Raw genomic sequence first — 14,379 nt, forward strand, 5'->3', positions numbered from 1 at the left:
GCGCGCCGCCGCAGCGCCGTCGGCGGGCTTGGCCGCGGGCTTGGGGCCGGGACGCGCCGGCTTGGCGTCGGGCTTCGCGGCGTCGCTCGCCGCGCCATGGCGCGGGGCGTCGGACGGCTTGGCGGCGGGCTTGTCGGCCGGCCTGGCGGGCTTCGGCGCGGGGCTGGCCGCCAGGGCGGCGCTGTCGCTCAGTCCCTCGGCGGGCTTGGCGGCGGCCGGCTTGGGGGCGGCGAAGGCGGGCAAGGCGTCGTCCGGCGGCGCGGTGGCCGCGCTCGGCAGGGTCTTGGCCTCCGGCTTGGCCAGCAGCTGCGAGAAGTCACGGAACAGCAGGATCTGCACGTAGTCGATCGGCGAGGCGTCGGAATCCAGCGCCACGCGCCAGCCGCCGTCGAGGTCCTTGACCACCACGCCTACCGGCAGGCCGCGCGGATAGACCCCGCCATCGCCGGAGGTCGTCACCCGGTCGCCCTCGACCAGCGCATCGTGGCTGCGCAGATAGGCCAGCTTGGGCGTCGGCCCGCCGTCGCCGGTCAGGATGGCCCGGGCGTTGGTGCGGGCGATCATCACCGGGGTGCGGCTCTCGGTGTCGGTCAGCAGCATGATCCGGCTGACATCCTGCGAGACGCCGGTCACGCGGCCCACCAGGCCGTGCTCGGCCAGCACCGGATTGCCCTCGATCACGCCCTTGCTGGCGCCGGCGTCGGCCAGCCGGGTGTTGGAGAACGGGCCGCGCGCGTCGGTCAGGGTGCGGGCGAACACCATGGCGATCGGCGGGTCGGTCTTCACCCCCATCAGCGCCCTGTAGCGCGCGTTCTCCTCGCGCAGCTTCAGCGCCTCGTCGCGCCAGCGGTCGTCCATGACCAGCTGGGCTTTCAGCCGCCGGTTCTCGTTGGCGGCGTCGATGTAGGATCCCACGAAGTCGCCCGCGCCCCCCACCCAGCGCACCGGCGCCGACAGGACCTCACCGACGGGCCGGGTCACATGGTCGGTGACCCGCCGCACCTGGTCATAGGCGCTGGCCCGCAGCGTCTCGCGCCGATCGCCCAGCAGGAACGCCAGCGCGGCCACGACAGCCACGATCAGCGCTACCGCGGCGGTCCACGTGAGCGGTACTTTCAGCGTGCCAAAGGGACCATCCCTGAGGGACAATCACCGCCTCCCGAGGCCCCCGCCCCAGTTCAGAATCGTTATGAGTCTAGGCGCTTTAGCGCCTTATGCGAATGTGGATTCCAGGACGCCCTTCATCCACTTGGGATGTTCGAGCACCTTGCCGCAGCCCAGGGCCACGCAGGCCAGGGGATCGTCCGCCACGGTGACCGGCAGGCCGGTATGGTCGCGGATCTCCAGGTCCAGGCCGCGCAGCAGGGCGCCGCCGCCGGTGAGCATGATGCCCTTGTCGGCGATGTCGGCGGCCAGTTCCGGCGGCGTGGCTTCCAGCGCCACCTTCACCGCCTCGACGATCTGCGCCACCGGCTCGGCCACGGCGTCGGCGGCCTGCTTCTCGGAGATGCGCACCTCGCGCGGCACGCCCTGCATCAGGTCGCGGCCCTTGACGTCGATCGCCAGGCCGTGGCCGTCCTCCGGCGAGCGGGCGGTGCCGATTTCCTTCTTGATCCGCTCGGCGGTGGTCTCGCCGATCAGCAGGTTATGGTGGCGGCGCATGTAGCTGATGATCGCCTCGTCCATCTTGTCGCCGCCGACGCGGACCGAGCGCGAATAGACGATGCCGGACAGGCTGAGCACGGCCACCTCGGTGGTGCCGCCGCCGATGTCGACCACCATCGAGCCGGTCGGTTCGTGGATCGGCAGGCCCGCGCCGATGGCCGCCGCCTGCGGCTCGTCGATCAGCCCCACGCGGCGGGCGCCGGCGTTCAGGCAGCTGTCATGGATGGCGCGGCGCTCGACCGCGGTGGCGCCCGACGGCACGCACACCAGCACCTTGGGGTTGATGAAGCCGCGGCGGTTGTGAACCTTGCGGATGAAGTGCTTGATCATCTCCTCGGCGACTTCGAAGTCGGCGATGACCCCGTCGCGCATCGGACGGATGGCTTCCATGTGGCCGGGGGTGCGGCCCAGCATCATCTTGGCGTCGATGCCCACGGCGTGGACCTGCTTGCGGCCGCCGGCGTTGCGCAGCGCCACCACCGAGGGCTCGTTCAGCACGATGCCGCGGCCCTTCATGTAGATCAGGGTGTTGGCGGTGCCGAGATCGATGGCGATGTCGTTGGAGATCACGCCGAACAGGGACGAAAACATTCAGAGCTCAGTGTTGTTGAGGCCAGGGACGAACGCGACGCAGCCCGAGGGGACCGTCCGGTCGCGGCCGTCGCGCGATCCCCTCCGTCGCGACTCCGCCATCCGCCGTTCGGCTCTTGGGTGGAGGCCTCCTGTGCCCCGCCCTCATGTCGATTGCAAGGCGTTTGTAACACCCTGTCGCCGCGAAGGATTGGGCCTATCCGACGGCCGCCAGCACCACTCCGGCGGCGACGACCAGGGCGGCCCCGATCTGGGCCGTCGACAGCCTCTCGGCGAACAGCCGGCGGCCGGCCAGGGCGGCGATCGGCATCTCGCAGACCCCCACCGCGCGCACCGGCCCGGCCGGCGACAGGGCGAAGGCGGTGAACCACAGACCGGACGCCGCCGCGCCGAAGAATCCGGCCGGCAGGGACGAGCGCACCGAGGTCACCGCCACCCACAGGGCGCGCCGGTCGCGCGCCGCCAGCCAGGCTGACAGCACGCTCGATTGCATGGCCTGGACGGTGAACACGGTGATCTGCGCGGCGAGCACCGGATGGGCGTGATCCAGCGTCAGCGCCGCCTGGCGATAGGCGTTGGACGACAGGGCGAAGCCGGCGCCGGCGACCAGCCCCAGCAGGGCCGCGCTCCAGTCCCGCGGCGTTTCGCGGCCGCGCGGCCAGGCCAGGGCGAACAGGCCTGCGGTGACCAGGCCGATGCCGGCCCAGGCGCCGGCGCGCAACGGCTCGCCCAGCACCAGGCCCATCACCGCCGCCAGCGGGATCGAGCTCTGCTGGAAGGCGGTGCCGAGGGCGAAGGTCGAGCGGCGCATCGACACCAGCATCGCCGCCGTCGCCGTGATCTGCGCCGCCCCGCCGAGCGCGCAGGCCAGCCAGAAGCCGGTCGCGAAGTGCGGGGCGGGATGGGCGGTCAGGCTCCAGGCGACCGCGGCGAACAGCGCCGAGAACGGCAGGCCGAACAGGAAGCGCACCAGGGTCGCGCCCCACGGCCCGGCGCCGGTCAGCAGGCCGCGCTGCAGCGCATTGCGGGCGACCTGCAGCGACGCCGCGCCGATGGTGACGGGGACCCAGACCAGGCTCATGCGGCCGGGCTCAACGCGGCGCGGCCGGCGGGTTCAGGTCCTGCACCTTCAACGCCCCCAGAAAGCCGCGCGCGACCGTGAAGTTGCCGAAGAACAGCCCGACCTCGCCGTCGGAAAAGCGGCCCATCACGCGCACCGAATAGAAGGCTCCGACGGTGATGTGGTCCGGCCCTGAGCCGGCGAACCGCGCCAGCGGCAGGCAATGCCGCGGCTCGGTCGGCATGTCCTCGGCCTGCGGAGCCGTGCCGGCGCGCACCCGGAACGAGGCGCGCCGCGGCGCCTTGGCCGGCAGGGCCTCGGCGTTGGCGTCAGCCGCCGGCTGGGTCTCGACCACCCGCAGGCCGACGATCCGGGCCGCCCCCCACTGCGCGAAGGCTTCGGGCCGCGCGGCGTAGAAGCAAGGCTCTCCGTCCCTCAGCACGGTGGCGATCGGCGCGGTCAGCTTGACCGCCCCCTCGTCCCCGGGGCGCCCCGCGCCCGGGATGGCGGCGAGCGCGGCGGCGCAGAGCGCGACCGCCGGGGTCGCCGACAGGCCGCGGCGCCGCGTGACGTTCGGCAGCATCGACATCCCCCACCCTGCCCGCGCCCACGCCGGCCGCCTCCCGCGGAAGGCGACCGACCCGGCCAGTGTGCGTCAGAATCCGCTGGCGGTCATCGGCGCCGGGGCGCTCTTCTCCTTGCGCGCCGAGAGGTTGTTCAGGGCGTTGACGTAGGCCATGGCGCTGGCGGTCAGGGTGTCGGTGTCCGCGGCCTGGCCGGTGGCGATGCGGCCGTCCTCCTCCAGACGGACGGAGACCTGGGCCTGAGCGTCGGTGCCCTCGGTGACCGCGTGCACCTGGAACAGGCGCAGGGTCGCGGCGTGCGGGGCGACCTGGTGGATGGCGTTGAACACCGCGTCCACCGGGCCGTCGCCGGTGGCGGTGGCCGACTTCTCGACTCCGTCGACGGTGACCGTCAGATGCGCTTCCTGCGGACCCTCGGTGCCGGCGATCACCCGCAGGGTCTTGACCTGGATGCGGTCGGCGCCGCGCGCCAGGGCGTCGTCCACCAGGGCGACGATGTCGTCGTCGAACACGTGCTTCTTCTTGTCGGCCAGGTCCTTGAAGCGGCCGAAGGCCTCGTTCAGCGCGTTCTGGCCCAGGTCGTAGCCCAGCGCCTTCAGCTTCTCGCGGAACGCGTGGCGGCCGGAGTGCTTGCCCATCACCAGGTTCGAGGCGCCCTGCCCGACGTCCTCGGGCCGCATGATCTCGTAGGTGGAGGCGTTCTTCAGCATGCCGTCCTGATGGATGCCGCTCTCGTGGGCGAAGGCGTTCTTGCCGACGATCGCCTTGTTGAACTGCACCGGAAAGCCGGTGATGGCCGAGACGTAGCGGCTGGCGCGGGTGATGTGCTCGGTGCGGATGCGGGTCGGGAACGGCAGGCGGTCCTGACGCACGCGCAGGGCCATCACCACCTCTTCCAGCGCCGCGTTGCCGGCGCGCTCGCCGATGCCGTTGATCGCCACCTCGACCTGCCGCGCGCCGGACTGCACGCCCGACAGGCTGTTGGCCACGGCCAGCCCCAGGTCGTTGTGGCAGTGGGTGGAGAAGATCACCGTGTCGGCGCCGGGCACGTTCTCGATCAGGTCGCGGAAGATCTCGCCGTATTCCGACGGATAGGTGTAGCCCACGGTGTCGGGGATGTTGATCGTCCCGGCCCCGGCCTTGATCGCCGCCTCGACGCAGCGGCGCAGGAAATCGCGCTCGGTCCGGGTGGCGTCCTGGGCCGACCATTCCACGTCGCCGCACAGGTTGCGGGCATGGCCGACCGAGCCGGTGATGGCGTTCAGCACGTCTTCCTGGCTCATGCGCAGGATGTGGTCGCGGTGCTGCGGGCTGGTGGACAGGAAGGTGTGGATGCGGCCGCGCCTGGCCGGACGGATCGCCTCGGCGCAGCGGTCGATGTCGCCGATGCCGGCGCGGGCCAGGCCGCAGACGGTGCTCTCGCTGACGATCTCGGCCACGCGGCGGACGGCCTCGAAGTCGCCGTTCGAGGCGATCGGGAAGCCGGCCTCGATCACGTCGACGCCCATGTCCTCCAGGATTTTGGAGAGTTCCAGCTTCTCTTCCAGGGACATCGAGGCGCCGGGCGACTGTTCGCCGTCGCGCATGGTGGTGTCGAATACGATCACGCGGTCGCGCTCAGACACGGCCTGAGGGGCGTTCGCCACAGAGGCGTTCTCTTGAGGGGCGGTCATGGGAAACTTTCTTCACGGTGAGACAGGCGGGCGTCGGGATGTCCCCTGAAGCGCCCTGCCGCGAAGGTTCACGCAGCCAGCAGCGCCCAGGGGCCGCTAAGGCCCAGCGAGAGAAGAAGCAAGCTGTCGCGACGATTGCGCATGGCCTGAGGGTTTAGACCCTCGCGGCCGCACTCGCAAGACTGTTGCGCGCGACGGGCTGTATGGCCGCAGAGGCGCAACTTTGTTCCCGGAATCGTTGCTATCGCGGCCGCGACTGCCGCGAATGCCATAACATCAGGATCAGAACGTCTTCACCCACAACTTCGTAGATGATTACGTACTGAATGTCCGGAATGGAAAGCTCACGGGTTCCGGACACATGGCTTGGCCTGCCGGCCTGGGGCCACCGAGCGAGGAAGTTCGCGCGCTCCAGTATTCGACGCTCCACACGTCTTGCGGCCGCAGGATCACGTTCCGCGAGAAACGTCCGGACTGAAGCCAGGGCGCGCCGCGCGGAGGGCGACCACCGGAGCCTCATTCCGCTTCGTCGATTCCCCGATAGCGCGCTTCCGACTCTGCGACGACCACATCATGGTCGACAAATCGGCCCTCGGCGAAGTCCGCACGCGCCTCGGCCACGGCCTCCTCGACTGCCCGCCAATCCTGAAGCTGGTGCTCAACGAGGCGCGCCAGATAGGTCTCGACAGAAACGTTCTCGAGATCGGCAAGGCGATCGAGTTCAGCCTTCACGGAGTCGGCGAGCGGCACGGTGACGTGGACTGTCATGGGCCCAGATTATCCCGTTTTGTTCTCACTGTCAGCAACCGCATCCTCCCGCGCCCGCAGCCAGCGGCGCGCCACCAGGCCGGCGCCGATCCACAGCGCCGCGGCGGCGGCGAGCAGCGCCGCCTCCCCCGCCCCGCCCCCGTTCATCGCCCGCACGACCGTGCTGCCGGCGAAGGCGGTCAGGGCGATCTTCGGCACGATGCCCAATGCGGTGCCCAGGGCGAAGCTGGACAGGCGCATGCGGGTGACGCCGGCCGCCATGTTGACGACGATGAACGGCGCCGAGGGGACCAGCCGCACCACCAGGCTGGCGGTGAAGCCGTTGCGCGCCACCAGGGCGGTGAAGCGGTCGACGCCGGGGCTGTTGAGATCGCGCAGCACCCGGCCACCGAACAGCCGCCCCAGGCCGAACCCCACCAGGGCCGAGGCCCAGGTGCCGATCCAGCTGTAGGCCATGCCGGCCCAGGGGCCGAACGCCACCACGGCCGCGGCGATCAGCACGAACTGCGGCACGCCGACGAAGGCCAGCAGCGCGAAGGCCGCCACCGCCGCCGGCAGGGCCCAGGGGCCGTGCGCCGCGGTCAGCCAGCCCTGCACCTGCGCCTCGCCGCCCAGTCCGAGCAGTTGGGCGCCGAACAGGAACACGATCCCCACCCCGCCGAACAGCAGAAAGGACACGGCCACGCCGCGCCAGGCGCGGGCGTCCATGTTGGTGAGGAACTGGACCAGGCGGCGCATGCCCTCGGCCGCCGACCGGCGCCGCGCCGCCGCGCCTACTGCGGCAGGCCCACCGCCGGCATCTCCCGCGGCGGCAGCGCGGCCAGCGCCGGGCTGGCGGCGGACTTGTCGAAGGCGGCCATGATGCGGTCGAAGCGGGCCTGGGTGGCGGCCTTCATCTCCGGATGGGTGAAGATGTAGAGGTCGCCGTCCTTGACACCCTCCACCACCCGATTGGCCACCGGCTCGACCGGAATGCCCGACAGCACCGGCGAGAACGGCGCGTCGGCGGCCGGCGCGGCGCGCTGGTCGGCGCCGTAGGCCTCGGTGCGGTTGCGGCGGCTCTCGTGGATGCGGGTCTTCACGAAGCCGGGGCACAGGATCGACATGCCGATGTTCTTGGCCGCCAACTGCATCGCCCAGCCCTCGCTCATCGCCACGACCGCGAACTTGGTGGCGCAATAGGGCTCCATGCCCGGCGGCGAGACCATGCCGGCCATGCTGGCGGTGTTGACGAAGTGGCCGCCCTCGCCGTGGCTCTCGATCAGCGGGGCGAAGGTCTCCACCCCGTAGACGACGCCCATCAGGTTGACGTCCACCACCCAGTCCCAGTCGCGGGCCGGCACCGTGCCCAGCGGCCCGCCGGAGCCGACGCCGGCATTGTTGCAGACCAGGTGCACCTTGCCGAACTTAGCGATGGTCTCCAGCGCCGCGGCGCGCACCGCATCGCGGCTGGTTACGTCGCAGATCACCCCCTCGGCGCGGACCTGCTTCTCGCGCAGGCCGTTGACCGCGGCCTCCAGGGCGCCGGCCTCGATGTCGGCCAGCATCACCGCCATGCCCTCGCGGCCGAACGCCTCGGCCATGGCCAGGCCGATGCCGCTGGCGCCGCCGGTGATGAAGGCGACCTTGCCCTTGAGATCCTGCACGCTCGTCTCCCGTTGTTGCCGCGCGCCCCGCGCGGTTGAGTCTTGCCGCGCTCCGCGCGACTTCGGGGCGATCAAAAGCGGGCGCGGTTCGATCTGTCGAGCCGTTTCAGGTCCGGCGACGCGGTTTCGAAGCGCTGACGGGCCGGATTCCACCGATAGGTGGCGCGGTAGGTGTGATGCGCGGGCCTGGGGACCGGGTCGTCGCCGCAGCCGGTGGTCCCATCGTTGGTGATCGTCTCCGACACCGTGATGTCCAGACGTCGGTACGGTCGGCCCGGGTCTGCCCGGGTGATGAAGGTCGGCGCCTCGAGGTCCTGCCAGCCGCAGGCGCGGCTCGACAGGGCGAACAGGGTCGCCAGCCGCTGGAACCGGTCGCCCCGCACGAACAGGAATAGCCACGACGAATAGGTCTGGCTGGAGTTGGAGTGCTCGCTGTAGGTGACCAGGGCGTCGTCGCCGGGGCCGAGGGCCAGCCGCGGGTGCTCGCTGAAGCTGGTGTCGCGGTCCATGCCCACATCGATGGCGTCCAGCAGCCGGGGCTGCGGGCTGTCGTCGTAGAGCGCCAGCAGGGTGGTGCTCGCCACCCGGTCGTCGGACTGGCCGAGATCGGCCAGCACGATCAGGCGCACGCGCCCGCCCGAGTGGATCGACAAGGCCTCGGCGCCGGTCACCACGATCGGATCGGGCGGATCGCCGCCATAGTCCTTGCCCGCCGGATGGCGCAGCGCCTTGTCCAGATGGCCGTGCAGCTCGCCCGTGGCCGGATCGGCGGCAAGGTCCGGGACCACCTGGCGCAGCAGCCGCAGGTAGGTGACCCCCGGATGGCCCGGCACGAGGCCTTGCGGCGAGTCGGCCCACGCCGTCGCCGGCGCGGCCAGCGCCGGGAGCGCAGCCAGCGCCGCGAGCACGGCCAACATCCCTCGCACGCCGTCCCGCCGCATCGTCGCCGCCTCCCGAAGCCGGCGGCGAAGTTGCGCCTGCCGCCCCCGGCGCGTAAAGACCCGGCCGCCGGTCACCCCCGACCGCATCCCCACAAAGAGGAGTCGACCCGATGTTCGCCGAATCCGCCGCGCTCGCCCGCGTGAAGCCCTCCGCCACCCTGGCGGCGGACGCCAAGGCGCGTGACCTGAAGGCGGCCGGGAAAAACGTGATTTCCCTGGCGGCGGGCGAGCCCGACTTCGATACGCCGGACAACATCAAGGAAGCGGCCATCAAGGCCATTCGCGACGGCAAGACCAAGTACACCAACGTCGACGGCATTCCGGAACTGAAGGAGGCGATCTGCGCCAAGTTCGCCCGCGAGAACGGCCTGAAGTACACCCCGGCGCAGGTGAACGTGTCGCCGGGCGGCAAGCCGGTGATCTACAACGCCATGGTCTCGACGCTGAATCCGGGCGACGAGGTGGTGATCCCGACGCCGTATTGGGTCAGCTACCCGGACATGGTGCTGCTGGCCGGCGGCCAGCCGGTGTTCGCCCCCACCACCGCCGAAAACGGCTTCAAGCTGAAGGCGGCCGACCTGGAAGCGGCGATCACGCCGAAGACCAAGTGGCTGATCCTCAACTCGCCGTCCAACCCCTCCGGCGCGGCCTACACCAAGGCCGAGCTGCGGGCGCTGGCCGACGTGCTGCTGCGCCACCCGCAGGTGTGGGTGCTGACCGACGACATGTACGAGCACCTGGTGTTCGGCGACTTCGAGTTCTGGACCATCGCCCAGGTCGAGCCGCAGCTGTACGAGCGCACCCTGACCATGAACGGGGTCTCCAAGGCCTACGCCATGACCGGCTGGCGGATCGGCTATGCGGCCGGCCCGGTCCCGCTGATCAACGCCATGCGCAAGGTGATGAGCCAGACCACCTCGAACCCGGCGTCGATCTCGCAGTGGGCGGCGGTCGAGGCGCTGAACGGGCCGCAGGACTTCATCAAGCCGAACGCCAAGCTGTTCGAGGGCCGGCGCGACCTGGTGGTGTCGATGCTGAACCAGGCCAACGGCATGCATTGCCCCACGCCGGAGGGGGCCTTCTACGTCTACCCGTCGGTAGCGGGGCTGCTGGGCAAGACCGCGCCCAGCGGCAAGGTGATCAACTCCGACGAGGACTTCGCGGTGGAGCTGCTGGAGACCGAGGGGGTGTCGGTGGTGTTCGGCGCGGCGTTCGGCCTCTCGCCGTTCTTCCGCATCAGCTACGCCACCTCCAACGCCGCCCTCGAGGACGCCTGCACGCGCATCCAGCGCTTCTGCGGCGCGGTGAAATAGGCCCAGCGGTGAGCGAGTCCGACCGCAAGGCCCTGGCGGCCGACATCTCGGCCGCCTCGCGCCTGCGGGGGACCTTCACCCTGCGATCCGGTCAGGTCTCGGACCAGTACTTCGACAAGTACCGGTTCGAGGCCGACCCGGCGTTGCTGGCGCGCCTGGCGGCGGCCATGGCGCCGCTGGTCCCGGCCGAGGCCCAGGTGCTGGCCGGGCTGGAGCTGGGCGGCGTGCCGATCGCCACCGCCATTTCGTTGCACACCGGCCTGCGGGCAGCCTTCGTGCGCAAGCAGGCGAAGACCTATGGCACCTGCCTGGCGGTGGAGGGCGGCGCCGTGGCCGGCCTCAAGGTGGCGATGATCGAGGATGTGATCTCCACCGGCGGGGCGGTGGTCGACGCCGCGCGGCTGCTGCGCGAGGCGGGCGCCGAGATCGTGGCGGTGGTCTGCGCCATCTGGCGCGGCGCCGGCGAGCCGGCGATCCCCGGGCTGGACGTCCCGGTGCGGGCGGCGTTCCGCATGGCGGAGCTGCCCTGAAGCTCCTTCCCCCTGAAGCCCCTTCCCCCTGAAGCCCCCTCGCCTGGGCGAGGAGGCTCCCGGGATGGCGCCCGTGGCCCTAATCGGCCTTCAACCAGGTGTCCTTGGCCACGTCCCGGGTCAGATTCAGGTGAACCTTGTCGTCCACCCAGTCGACCCACGACAGCGGAATCTTGTGGTGCTGGCCGAGGGCCTGCAGGTCCATCTTGGCCAGCTCGATCTCCGAGCCGCGCACGTGGTCGACCCGTCCGACGTGGTGGTTGTCCGAGCTGACCACTTCCATGTGTTCGCGGATTTGCGTTGCGTCCGCCATGCGATCTCTCCCTTGGCTTTGAGGCGCGGGCGCCTGGGCGACCCGTCGCGTAGGCAAACCCGCCAGACGCTGAGACGTTGCATGGATGCCATCGTCGTCGCGCCAGGGTAGACTGGTCATTCAGCCAGGGGCGACGGACGGCCATGAGCGAGATCATCAACCTGAACAAGGCCCGCAAGGCCCGCGCCAAGGACGAGCGCAAGGCCAAGGCGACGGAGAACCGCGCCAAGTTCGGGCGCGCCAAGTCTGCCATGTCGCTGGACAAGGCCCGGGCGGAAAAGCTGCAGCGCGCGCTCGACGACGCCAAGCGCGAGCCCTGAGGCCGCATGGCGCTGCGCAAACGTTCGCTGGCCCTGGCCGGCCACGCCACCTCCCTGGCGCTGGAGCCGGCCTTCTGGGGCGTGCTGGAAGAGATGGCCCAGGCCCGCGGCATGAGCCTGTCCGAACTGGTGGCGCGGATCGACTCCGAGCGCGGCGGCAGCCCGCTGGCCTCGGCCTGCCGGCTGGCCGCGCTGTCCCACGCCCGCGGTCCCCTGGACAGCTAGGCCCCGTCAGTCGAACGTTCGCCTCTCTAACTCGGCGGGGTCGGACGGGGGGCGGGCGACGGCTGAGGATCGGGGGTGGAGGACGGCGCCACGGTGGCGGTCGCCACTGGCGGGTTCTGCGCCATCGCCACCCGCCGCGGCCGCCCCTCCTCGAACGCCAGGTAGGCCAGCACGCCCACCACCATCACCACCGCCACCGCGAGGAAGGCGAACAGCGGCGCCGCCCTGTCGCTGGGTGGGGGCGCAAGATCGCGCTCGGCCGTCTCGTTTCGCTCGCTCATCGACGTCTCCTCGGCAAGGAAACGGGCCGCCGACACGGCCGGTTCCTGGCGTTCGGCCGCGGCGTGCTACATATGTTCCATTCGAATCCCGCGCCTTCCCCCAAGCCCCATCCTTCCGAGCCGCCTGTTGTCCGACACCCCTTTCGATCCTCCGGCCTTCCGCATCTCCGATCTCGCCCGGGCCGACCGCGGCGCGCGGGACTATCTGGCGGGCCTGAACCCCGAGCAGCGCGAGGCGGTGGAGAGCGTCGACGGGCCGGTGCTGGTGCTGGCCGGCGCGGGCACGGGCAAGACCCGGGTGCTGACCACGCGCCTGGCGCACATCCTGGCCACCGGCCGGGCGCGCCCGTGGGAGCTGCTGGCGGTCACCTTCACCAACAAGGCGGCGCGCGAGATGCGCGAGCGCATCACCGCCATCATCGGCCCGCAGGCCGAGGGCCTGCGCTGGCTGGGCACCTTCCACTCGATCGCCGCCCAGATCCTGCGCCGGCATGCCGAGCTGGTGGGGCTGAAGTCCAGCTACACGATCATCGACCCTGACGATCAGGAACGGCTGATCAAGCAGCTGCTGGAAGCTGAGAATATCGACGCAAAGCGTTGGACGCCAAAGCATTTCGCCGGGCTGATCGACCACTGGAAGAACCGCGGCTGGACGCCGGACAAGCTGCCGGCGGCCGAGAGCGGGCATTTCGCCAACAACCGCGGCCAGGCCCTGTACGCGATGTACCAGGACCGCCTGCGGATCCTGAACGCCTGCGACTTCGGCGACCTGCTGCTGCACAACCTGACGATCTTCACCAGGCACCCCGACGTGCTGGCCGAGTACCACGAGCGCTTCCGCTACCTGCTGGTGGACGAGTACCAGGACACCAACGTCGCCCAGTATCTGTGGCTGCGGCTGCTGGCGCAGAAGGGGCAGAACGTCTGCTGCGTGGGCGACGACGACCAGTCGATCTATGGCTGGCGCGGCGCCGAGGTGGACAACATCCTGCGCTTCGAGCGCGACTTCGCCGGCGCCAAGGTGATCCGGCTGGAGCGCAACTACCGCTCCACCGAGCACATCCTGGCCGCCGCCTCCGGCCTGATCGCGGCCAACAAGGGCCGTCTGGGCAAGACCCTGTGGACCGAGGCCCAGGGCGGGCAGAAGGTGCAGGTTCGCGGGGTCTGGGACGGCGAGGCCGAGAGCCGGCTGATCGCCGACGACATCGAGCGCTGGGTCAAGGGCCGGCGCCATCGCGACATCGCCATCCTGGTGCGCGCCAGCTTCCAGATGCGGTCCTTCGAAGAGCGCTTCGTGCTGCTGCAGATCCCCTACAAGGTGATCGGCGGGCCCCGGTTCTTCGAGCGGGCCGAAATCCGCGACGCCCACGCCTACCTGCGCCTGGTGCAGTCCGAGGACGACGACCTGGCCTTCGAGCGGATCGTCAACACGCCCAAGCGCGGCCTCGGCGACACCACCATCCAGAAGCTGCTGCAGCTGGCGCGGCTGCGCGGCGTGTCGGCGGTGGCCGCGGCGCGCGAGCTGGTGCGCACCGACGAGCTGCAGGCGCGCACCCGCACCGCCTTGTCGAACTTCCTGCGCGATCTCGACCGCTGGCGCGGCCAGCGCGGCCAGATCCACCACCAGCGGCTGACCGAGACCATCCTCGACGAGAGCGGCTATACCGACGCCCTGCGCCTGGACAAGGGGCCGACCAGCCAGACCCGGCTGGAGAACCTCAAGGAGCTGGTGCAGTCGATGGGCGCGTTCGAGAGCCTGGAGGCCTATCTCGAGCACGTCTCCCTGGTGATGGACCTCGACCGCGAGGGCGGCGACGACGCCGTGCAGATCATGACCCTGCACTCGGCCAAGGGGCTGGAGTTCCCGCTGGTGTTCCTGCCGGGCTGGGAGGAAGGCGTGTTCCCCAGCCAGCGCAGCGTCGACGAGAAGGGCGAGAAGGGGCTCGAGGAGGAGCGCCGCTTGGCCTACGTCGGCATCACCCGGGCGCGCGAGGAGGCGCGCATCTCGTTCGTCGCCAACCGCCAGGTCTACGGCCGCTGGACCAGCCAGCTGCCCAGCCGGTTCGTCGACGAGCTGCCGATCGCCAACGTCGAGGCGGCTTCCGAGACCGGCTACTACGGCGGCGGCCCCGGCATGCGGGAGGCCGGCTCGCGCTGGGACGACGTCTCCTATGGCTCAGGCTACGACAGCCCCGGATGGCGGCGCGCGCACCAGCGCGGCTTCGCGGGCGGCCCGCCCGGCCGCACCCAGGTGATCGAGGGCGAGGGCCGCCTGGTGGCGATCTCCGACCCTGCCCACACCAGCGGCTACGCCAAGGGCGACCGCGTGTTCCACCAGAAGTTCGGCTATGGCCAGGTGCGCACGGTCGAGGGCAACAAGCTCACCGTCGCCTTCGACAAGGCCGGCGAGAAGAAGGTGATCGACAGCTTCGTGGAGCGGGCGTGATGGCCGCGCCCTGCCCTCGGTGA

Annotated in this window: 16 protein-coding genes and 1 pseudogene; 5 read left to right on the forward strand and 12 right to left on the reverse strand. The window is 70.7% G+C overall.

Annotated elements, in window-relative coordinates:
• Positions 1-99: 99 nt before the first annotated feature.
• From mreC to ACO2Q3_RS00470, 10 genes and pseudogenes are all read right to left on the reverse strand, one after another.
• A pseudogene (gene mreC, locus ACO2Q3_RS00425) lies at positions 100-1,149 on the reverse strand (rod shape-determining protein MreC); the annotation flags it as partial.
• 63 nt (positions 1,150-1,212) lie between these two features.
• Positions 1,213-2,256, reverse strand: a complete 1,044-nt coding sequence (locus ACO2Q3_RS00430; protein ID WP_423304350.1) for a rod shape-determining protein — start codon at positions 2,254-2,256, stop codon at positions 1,213-1,215.
• Between the two features lie 196 nt (positions 2,257-2,452).
• Positions 2,453-3,337 (reverse strand): EamA/RhaT family transporter, encoded by an 885-nt coding sequence (locus ACO2Q3_RS00435; RefSeq protein WP_423304351.1) that lies wholly within the window; start codon positions 3,335-3,337, stop codon positions 2,453-2,455.
• Positions 3,338-3,347: 10 nt separating this feature from the next.
• Positions 3,348-3,905 (reverse strand): hypothetical protein, encoded by a 558-nt coding sequence (locus ACO2Q3_RS00440; protein WP_423304352.1) that lies wholly within the window; start codon positions 3,903-3,905, stop codon positions 3,348-3,350.
• A gap of 66 nt (positions 3,906-3,971) precedes the next feature.
• On the reverse strand, positions 3,972-5,573 hold the full coding sequence (locus tag ACO2Q3_RS00445) for a 2-isopropylmalate synthase (protein ID WP_423304353.1): 1,602 nt from the start codon (positions 5,571-5,573) through the stop codon (positions 3,972-3,974).
• Between the two features lie 241 nt (positions 5,574-5,814).
• A complete protein-coding gene (locus ACO2Q3_RS00450; protein WP_423304355.1) occupies positions 5,815-6,093 on the reverse strand; it encodes a type II toxin-antitoxin system RelE/ParE family toxin in 279 nt (92 codons plus the stop codon).
• On the reverse strand, positions 6,090-6,341 hold the full coding sequence (locus ACO2Q3_RS00455; protein WP_423304357.1) for a hypothetical protein: 252 nt from the start codon (positions 6,339-6,341) through the stop codon (positions 6,090-6,092). Before ACO2Q3_RS00455 ends, ACO2Q3_RS00450 begins: the two co-directional genes overlap by 4 nt.
• A gap of 9 nt (positions 6,342-6,350) precedes the next feature.
• Complete coding sequence (locus ACO2Q3_RS00460) at positions 6,351-7,079, reverse strand: TVP38/TMEM64 family protein (protein WP_423304359.1); 729 nt, start codon at positions 7,077-7,079, stop codon at positions 6,351-6,353.
• Positions 7,080-7,114: 35 nt separating this feature from the next.
• Entirely contained in the window at positions 7,115-7,987 is an 873-nt protein-coding gene (locus ACO2Q3_RS00465) for an SDR family NAD(P)-dependent oxidoreductase (RefSeq protein ID WP_423304361.1), read from the reverse strand.
• A 71-nt stretch (positions 7,988-8,058) separates the two neighbouring features.
• A complete protein-coding gene (locus ACO2Q3_RS00470; protein ID WP_423304362.1) occupies positions 8,059-8,904 on the reverse strand; it encodes a hypothetical protein in 846 nt (281 codons plus the stop codon).
• Between the two features lie 134 nt (positions 8,905-9,038).
• On the opposite strand from ACO2Q3_RS00470, the gene ACO2Q3_RS00475 reads away from it, so the two are divergent.
• On the forward strand, positions 9,039-10,241 hold the full coding sequence (locus ACO2Q3_RS00475) for a pyridoxal phosphate-dependent aminotransferase (RefSeq protein WP_423304364.1): 1,203 nt from the start codon (positions 9,039-9,041) through the stop codon (positions 10,239-10,241).
• A gap of 8 nt (positions 10,242-10,249) precedes the next feature.
• Positions 10,250-10,771, forward strand: coding sequence for an orotate phosphoribosyltransferase (gene pyrE, locus ACO2Q3_RS00480; protein ID WP_423304366.1), 522 nt, complete (start codon positions 10,250-10,252; stop codon positions 10,769-10,771).
• A 79-nt stretch (positions 10,772-10,850) separates the two neighbouring features.
• On the opposite strand, the gene ACO2Q3_RS00485 is transcribed toward pyrE, so the two are convergent.
• The gene (locus tag ACO2Q3_RS00485) at positions 10,851-11,084 is read right to left on the reverse strand and encodes a DUF2171 domain-containing protein (protein ID WP_423304368.1); all 234 of its coding nucleotides are present in this window, start codon (positions 11,082-11,084) and stop codon (positions 10,851-10,853) included.
• A gap of 143 nt (positions 11,085-11,227) precedes the next feature.
• Here ACO2Q3_RS00485 and ACO2Q3_RS00490 point away from each other — a divergent pair, with 143 nt between their 5' ends.
• Complete coding sequence (locus tag ACO2Q3_RS00490; protein ID WP_423304369.1) at positions 11,228-11,404, forward strand: DUF4169 family protein; 177 nt, start codon at positions 11,228-11,230, stop codon at positions 11,402-11,404.
• A gap of 6 nt (positions 11,405-11,410) precedes the next feature.
• Positions 11,411-11,629, forward strand: coding sequence for a ribbon-helix-helix domain-containing protein (locus ACO2Q3_RS00495; RefSeq protein WP_423304371.1), 219 nt, complete (start codon positions 11,411-11,413; stop codon positions 11,627-11,629).
• 26 nt (positions 11,630-11,655) lie between these two features.
• On the opposite strand, the gene ACO2Q3_RS00500 is transcribed toward ACO2Q3_RS00495, so the two are convergent.
• A complete protein-coding gene (locus tag ACO2Q3_RS00500; RefSeq protein WP_423304372.1) occupies positions 11,656-11,910 on the reverse strand; it encodes a hypothetical protein in 255 nt (84 codons plus the stop codon).
• A 79-nt stretch (positions 11,911-11,989) separates the two neighbouring features.
• On the opposite strand from ACO2Q3_RS00500, the gene ACO2Q3_RS00505 reads away from it, so the two are divergent.
• On the forward strand, positions 11,990-14,356 hold the full coding sequence (locus ACO2Q3_RS00505) for a UvrD-helicase domain-containing protein (protein WP_423305637.1): 2,367 nt from the start codon (positions 11,990-11,992) through the stop codon (positions 14,354-14,356).
• Positions 14,357-14,379: the final 23 nt, after the last annotated feature.

This window comes from Caulobacter sp. KR2-114 (assembly GCF_049446115.1).
Taxonomy (GTDB): Bacteria; Pseudomonadota; Alphaproteobacteria; order Caulobacterales; family Caulobacteraceae; genus Acaudatibacter.

Bases quoted from the DNA above. Each gene is read 5' to 3' on its own strand.
- ACO2Q3_RS00430 (WP_423304350.1), bottom strand. From the start codon at position 2,256: ATGTTTTCGTCCCTGTTCGGCGTGATCTCCAACGACATCGCCATCGAT.
- ACO2Q3_RS00435 (WP_423304351.1), bottom strand. From the start codon at position 3,337: ATGAGCCTGGTCTGGGTCCCCGTCACCATCGGCGCGGCGTCGCTGCAG.
- ACO2Q3_RS00440 (WP_423304352.1), bottom strand. From the start codon at position 3,905: ATGTCGATGCTGCCGAACGTCACGCGGCGCCGCGGCCTGTCGGCGACC.
- ACO2Q3_RS00445 (WP_423304353.1), bottom strand. From the start codon at position 5,573: ATGACCGCCCCTCAAGAGAACGCCTCTGTGGCGAACGCCCCTCAGGCC.
- ACO2Q3_RS00450 (WP_423304355.1), bottom strand. From the start codon at position 6,093: ATGAGGCTCCGGTGGTCGCCCTCCGCGCGGCGCGCCCTGGCTTCAGTC.
- ACO2Q3_RS00455 (WP_423304357.1), bottom strand. From the start codon at position 6,341: ATGACAGTCCACGTCACCGTGCCGCTCGCCGACTCCGTGAAGGCTGAA.
- ACO2Q3_RS00460 (WP_423304359.1), bottom strand. From the start codon at position 7,079: ATGCGCCGCCTGGTCCAGTTCCTCACCAACATGGACGCCCGCGCCTGG.
- ACO2Q3_RS00470 (WP_423304362.1), bottom strand. From the start codon at position 8,904: ATGTTGGCCGTGCTCGCGGCGCTGGCTGCGCTCCCGGCGCTGGCCGCG.
- ACO2Q3_RS00475 (WP_423304364.1), top strand. From the start codon at position 9,039: ATGTTCGCCGAATCCGCCGCGCTCGCCCGCGTGAAGCCCTCCGCCACC.
- ACO2Q3_RS00485 (WP_423304368.1), bottom strand. From the start codon at position 11,084: ATGGCGGACGCAACGCAAATCCGCGAACACATGGAAGTGGTCAGCTCG.
- ACO2Q3_RS00490 (WP_423304369.1), top strand. From the start codon at position 11,228: ATGAGCGAGATCATCAACCTGAACAAGGCCCGCAAGGCCCGCGCCAAG.
- ACO2Q3_RS00495 (WP_423304371.1), top strand. From the start codon at position 11,411: ATGGCGCTGCGCAAACGTTCGCTGGCCCTGGCCGGCCACGCCACCTCC.
- ACO2Q3_RS00500 (WP_423304372.1), bottom strand. From the start codon at position 11,910: ATGAGCGAGCGAAACGAGACGGCCGAGCGCGATCTTGCGCCCCCACCC.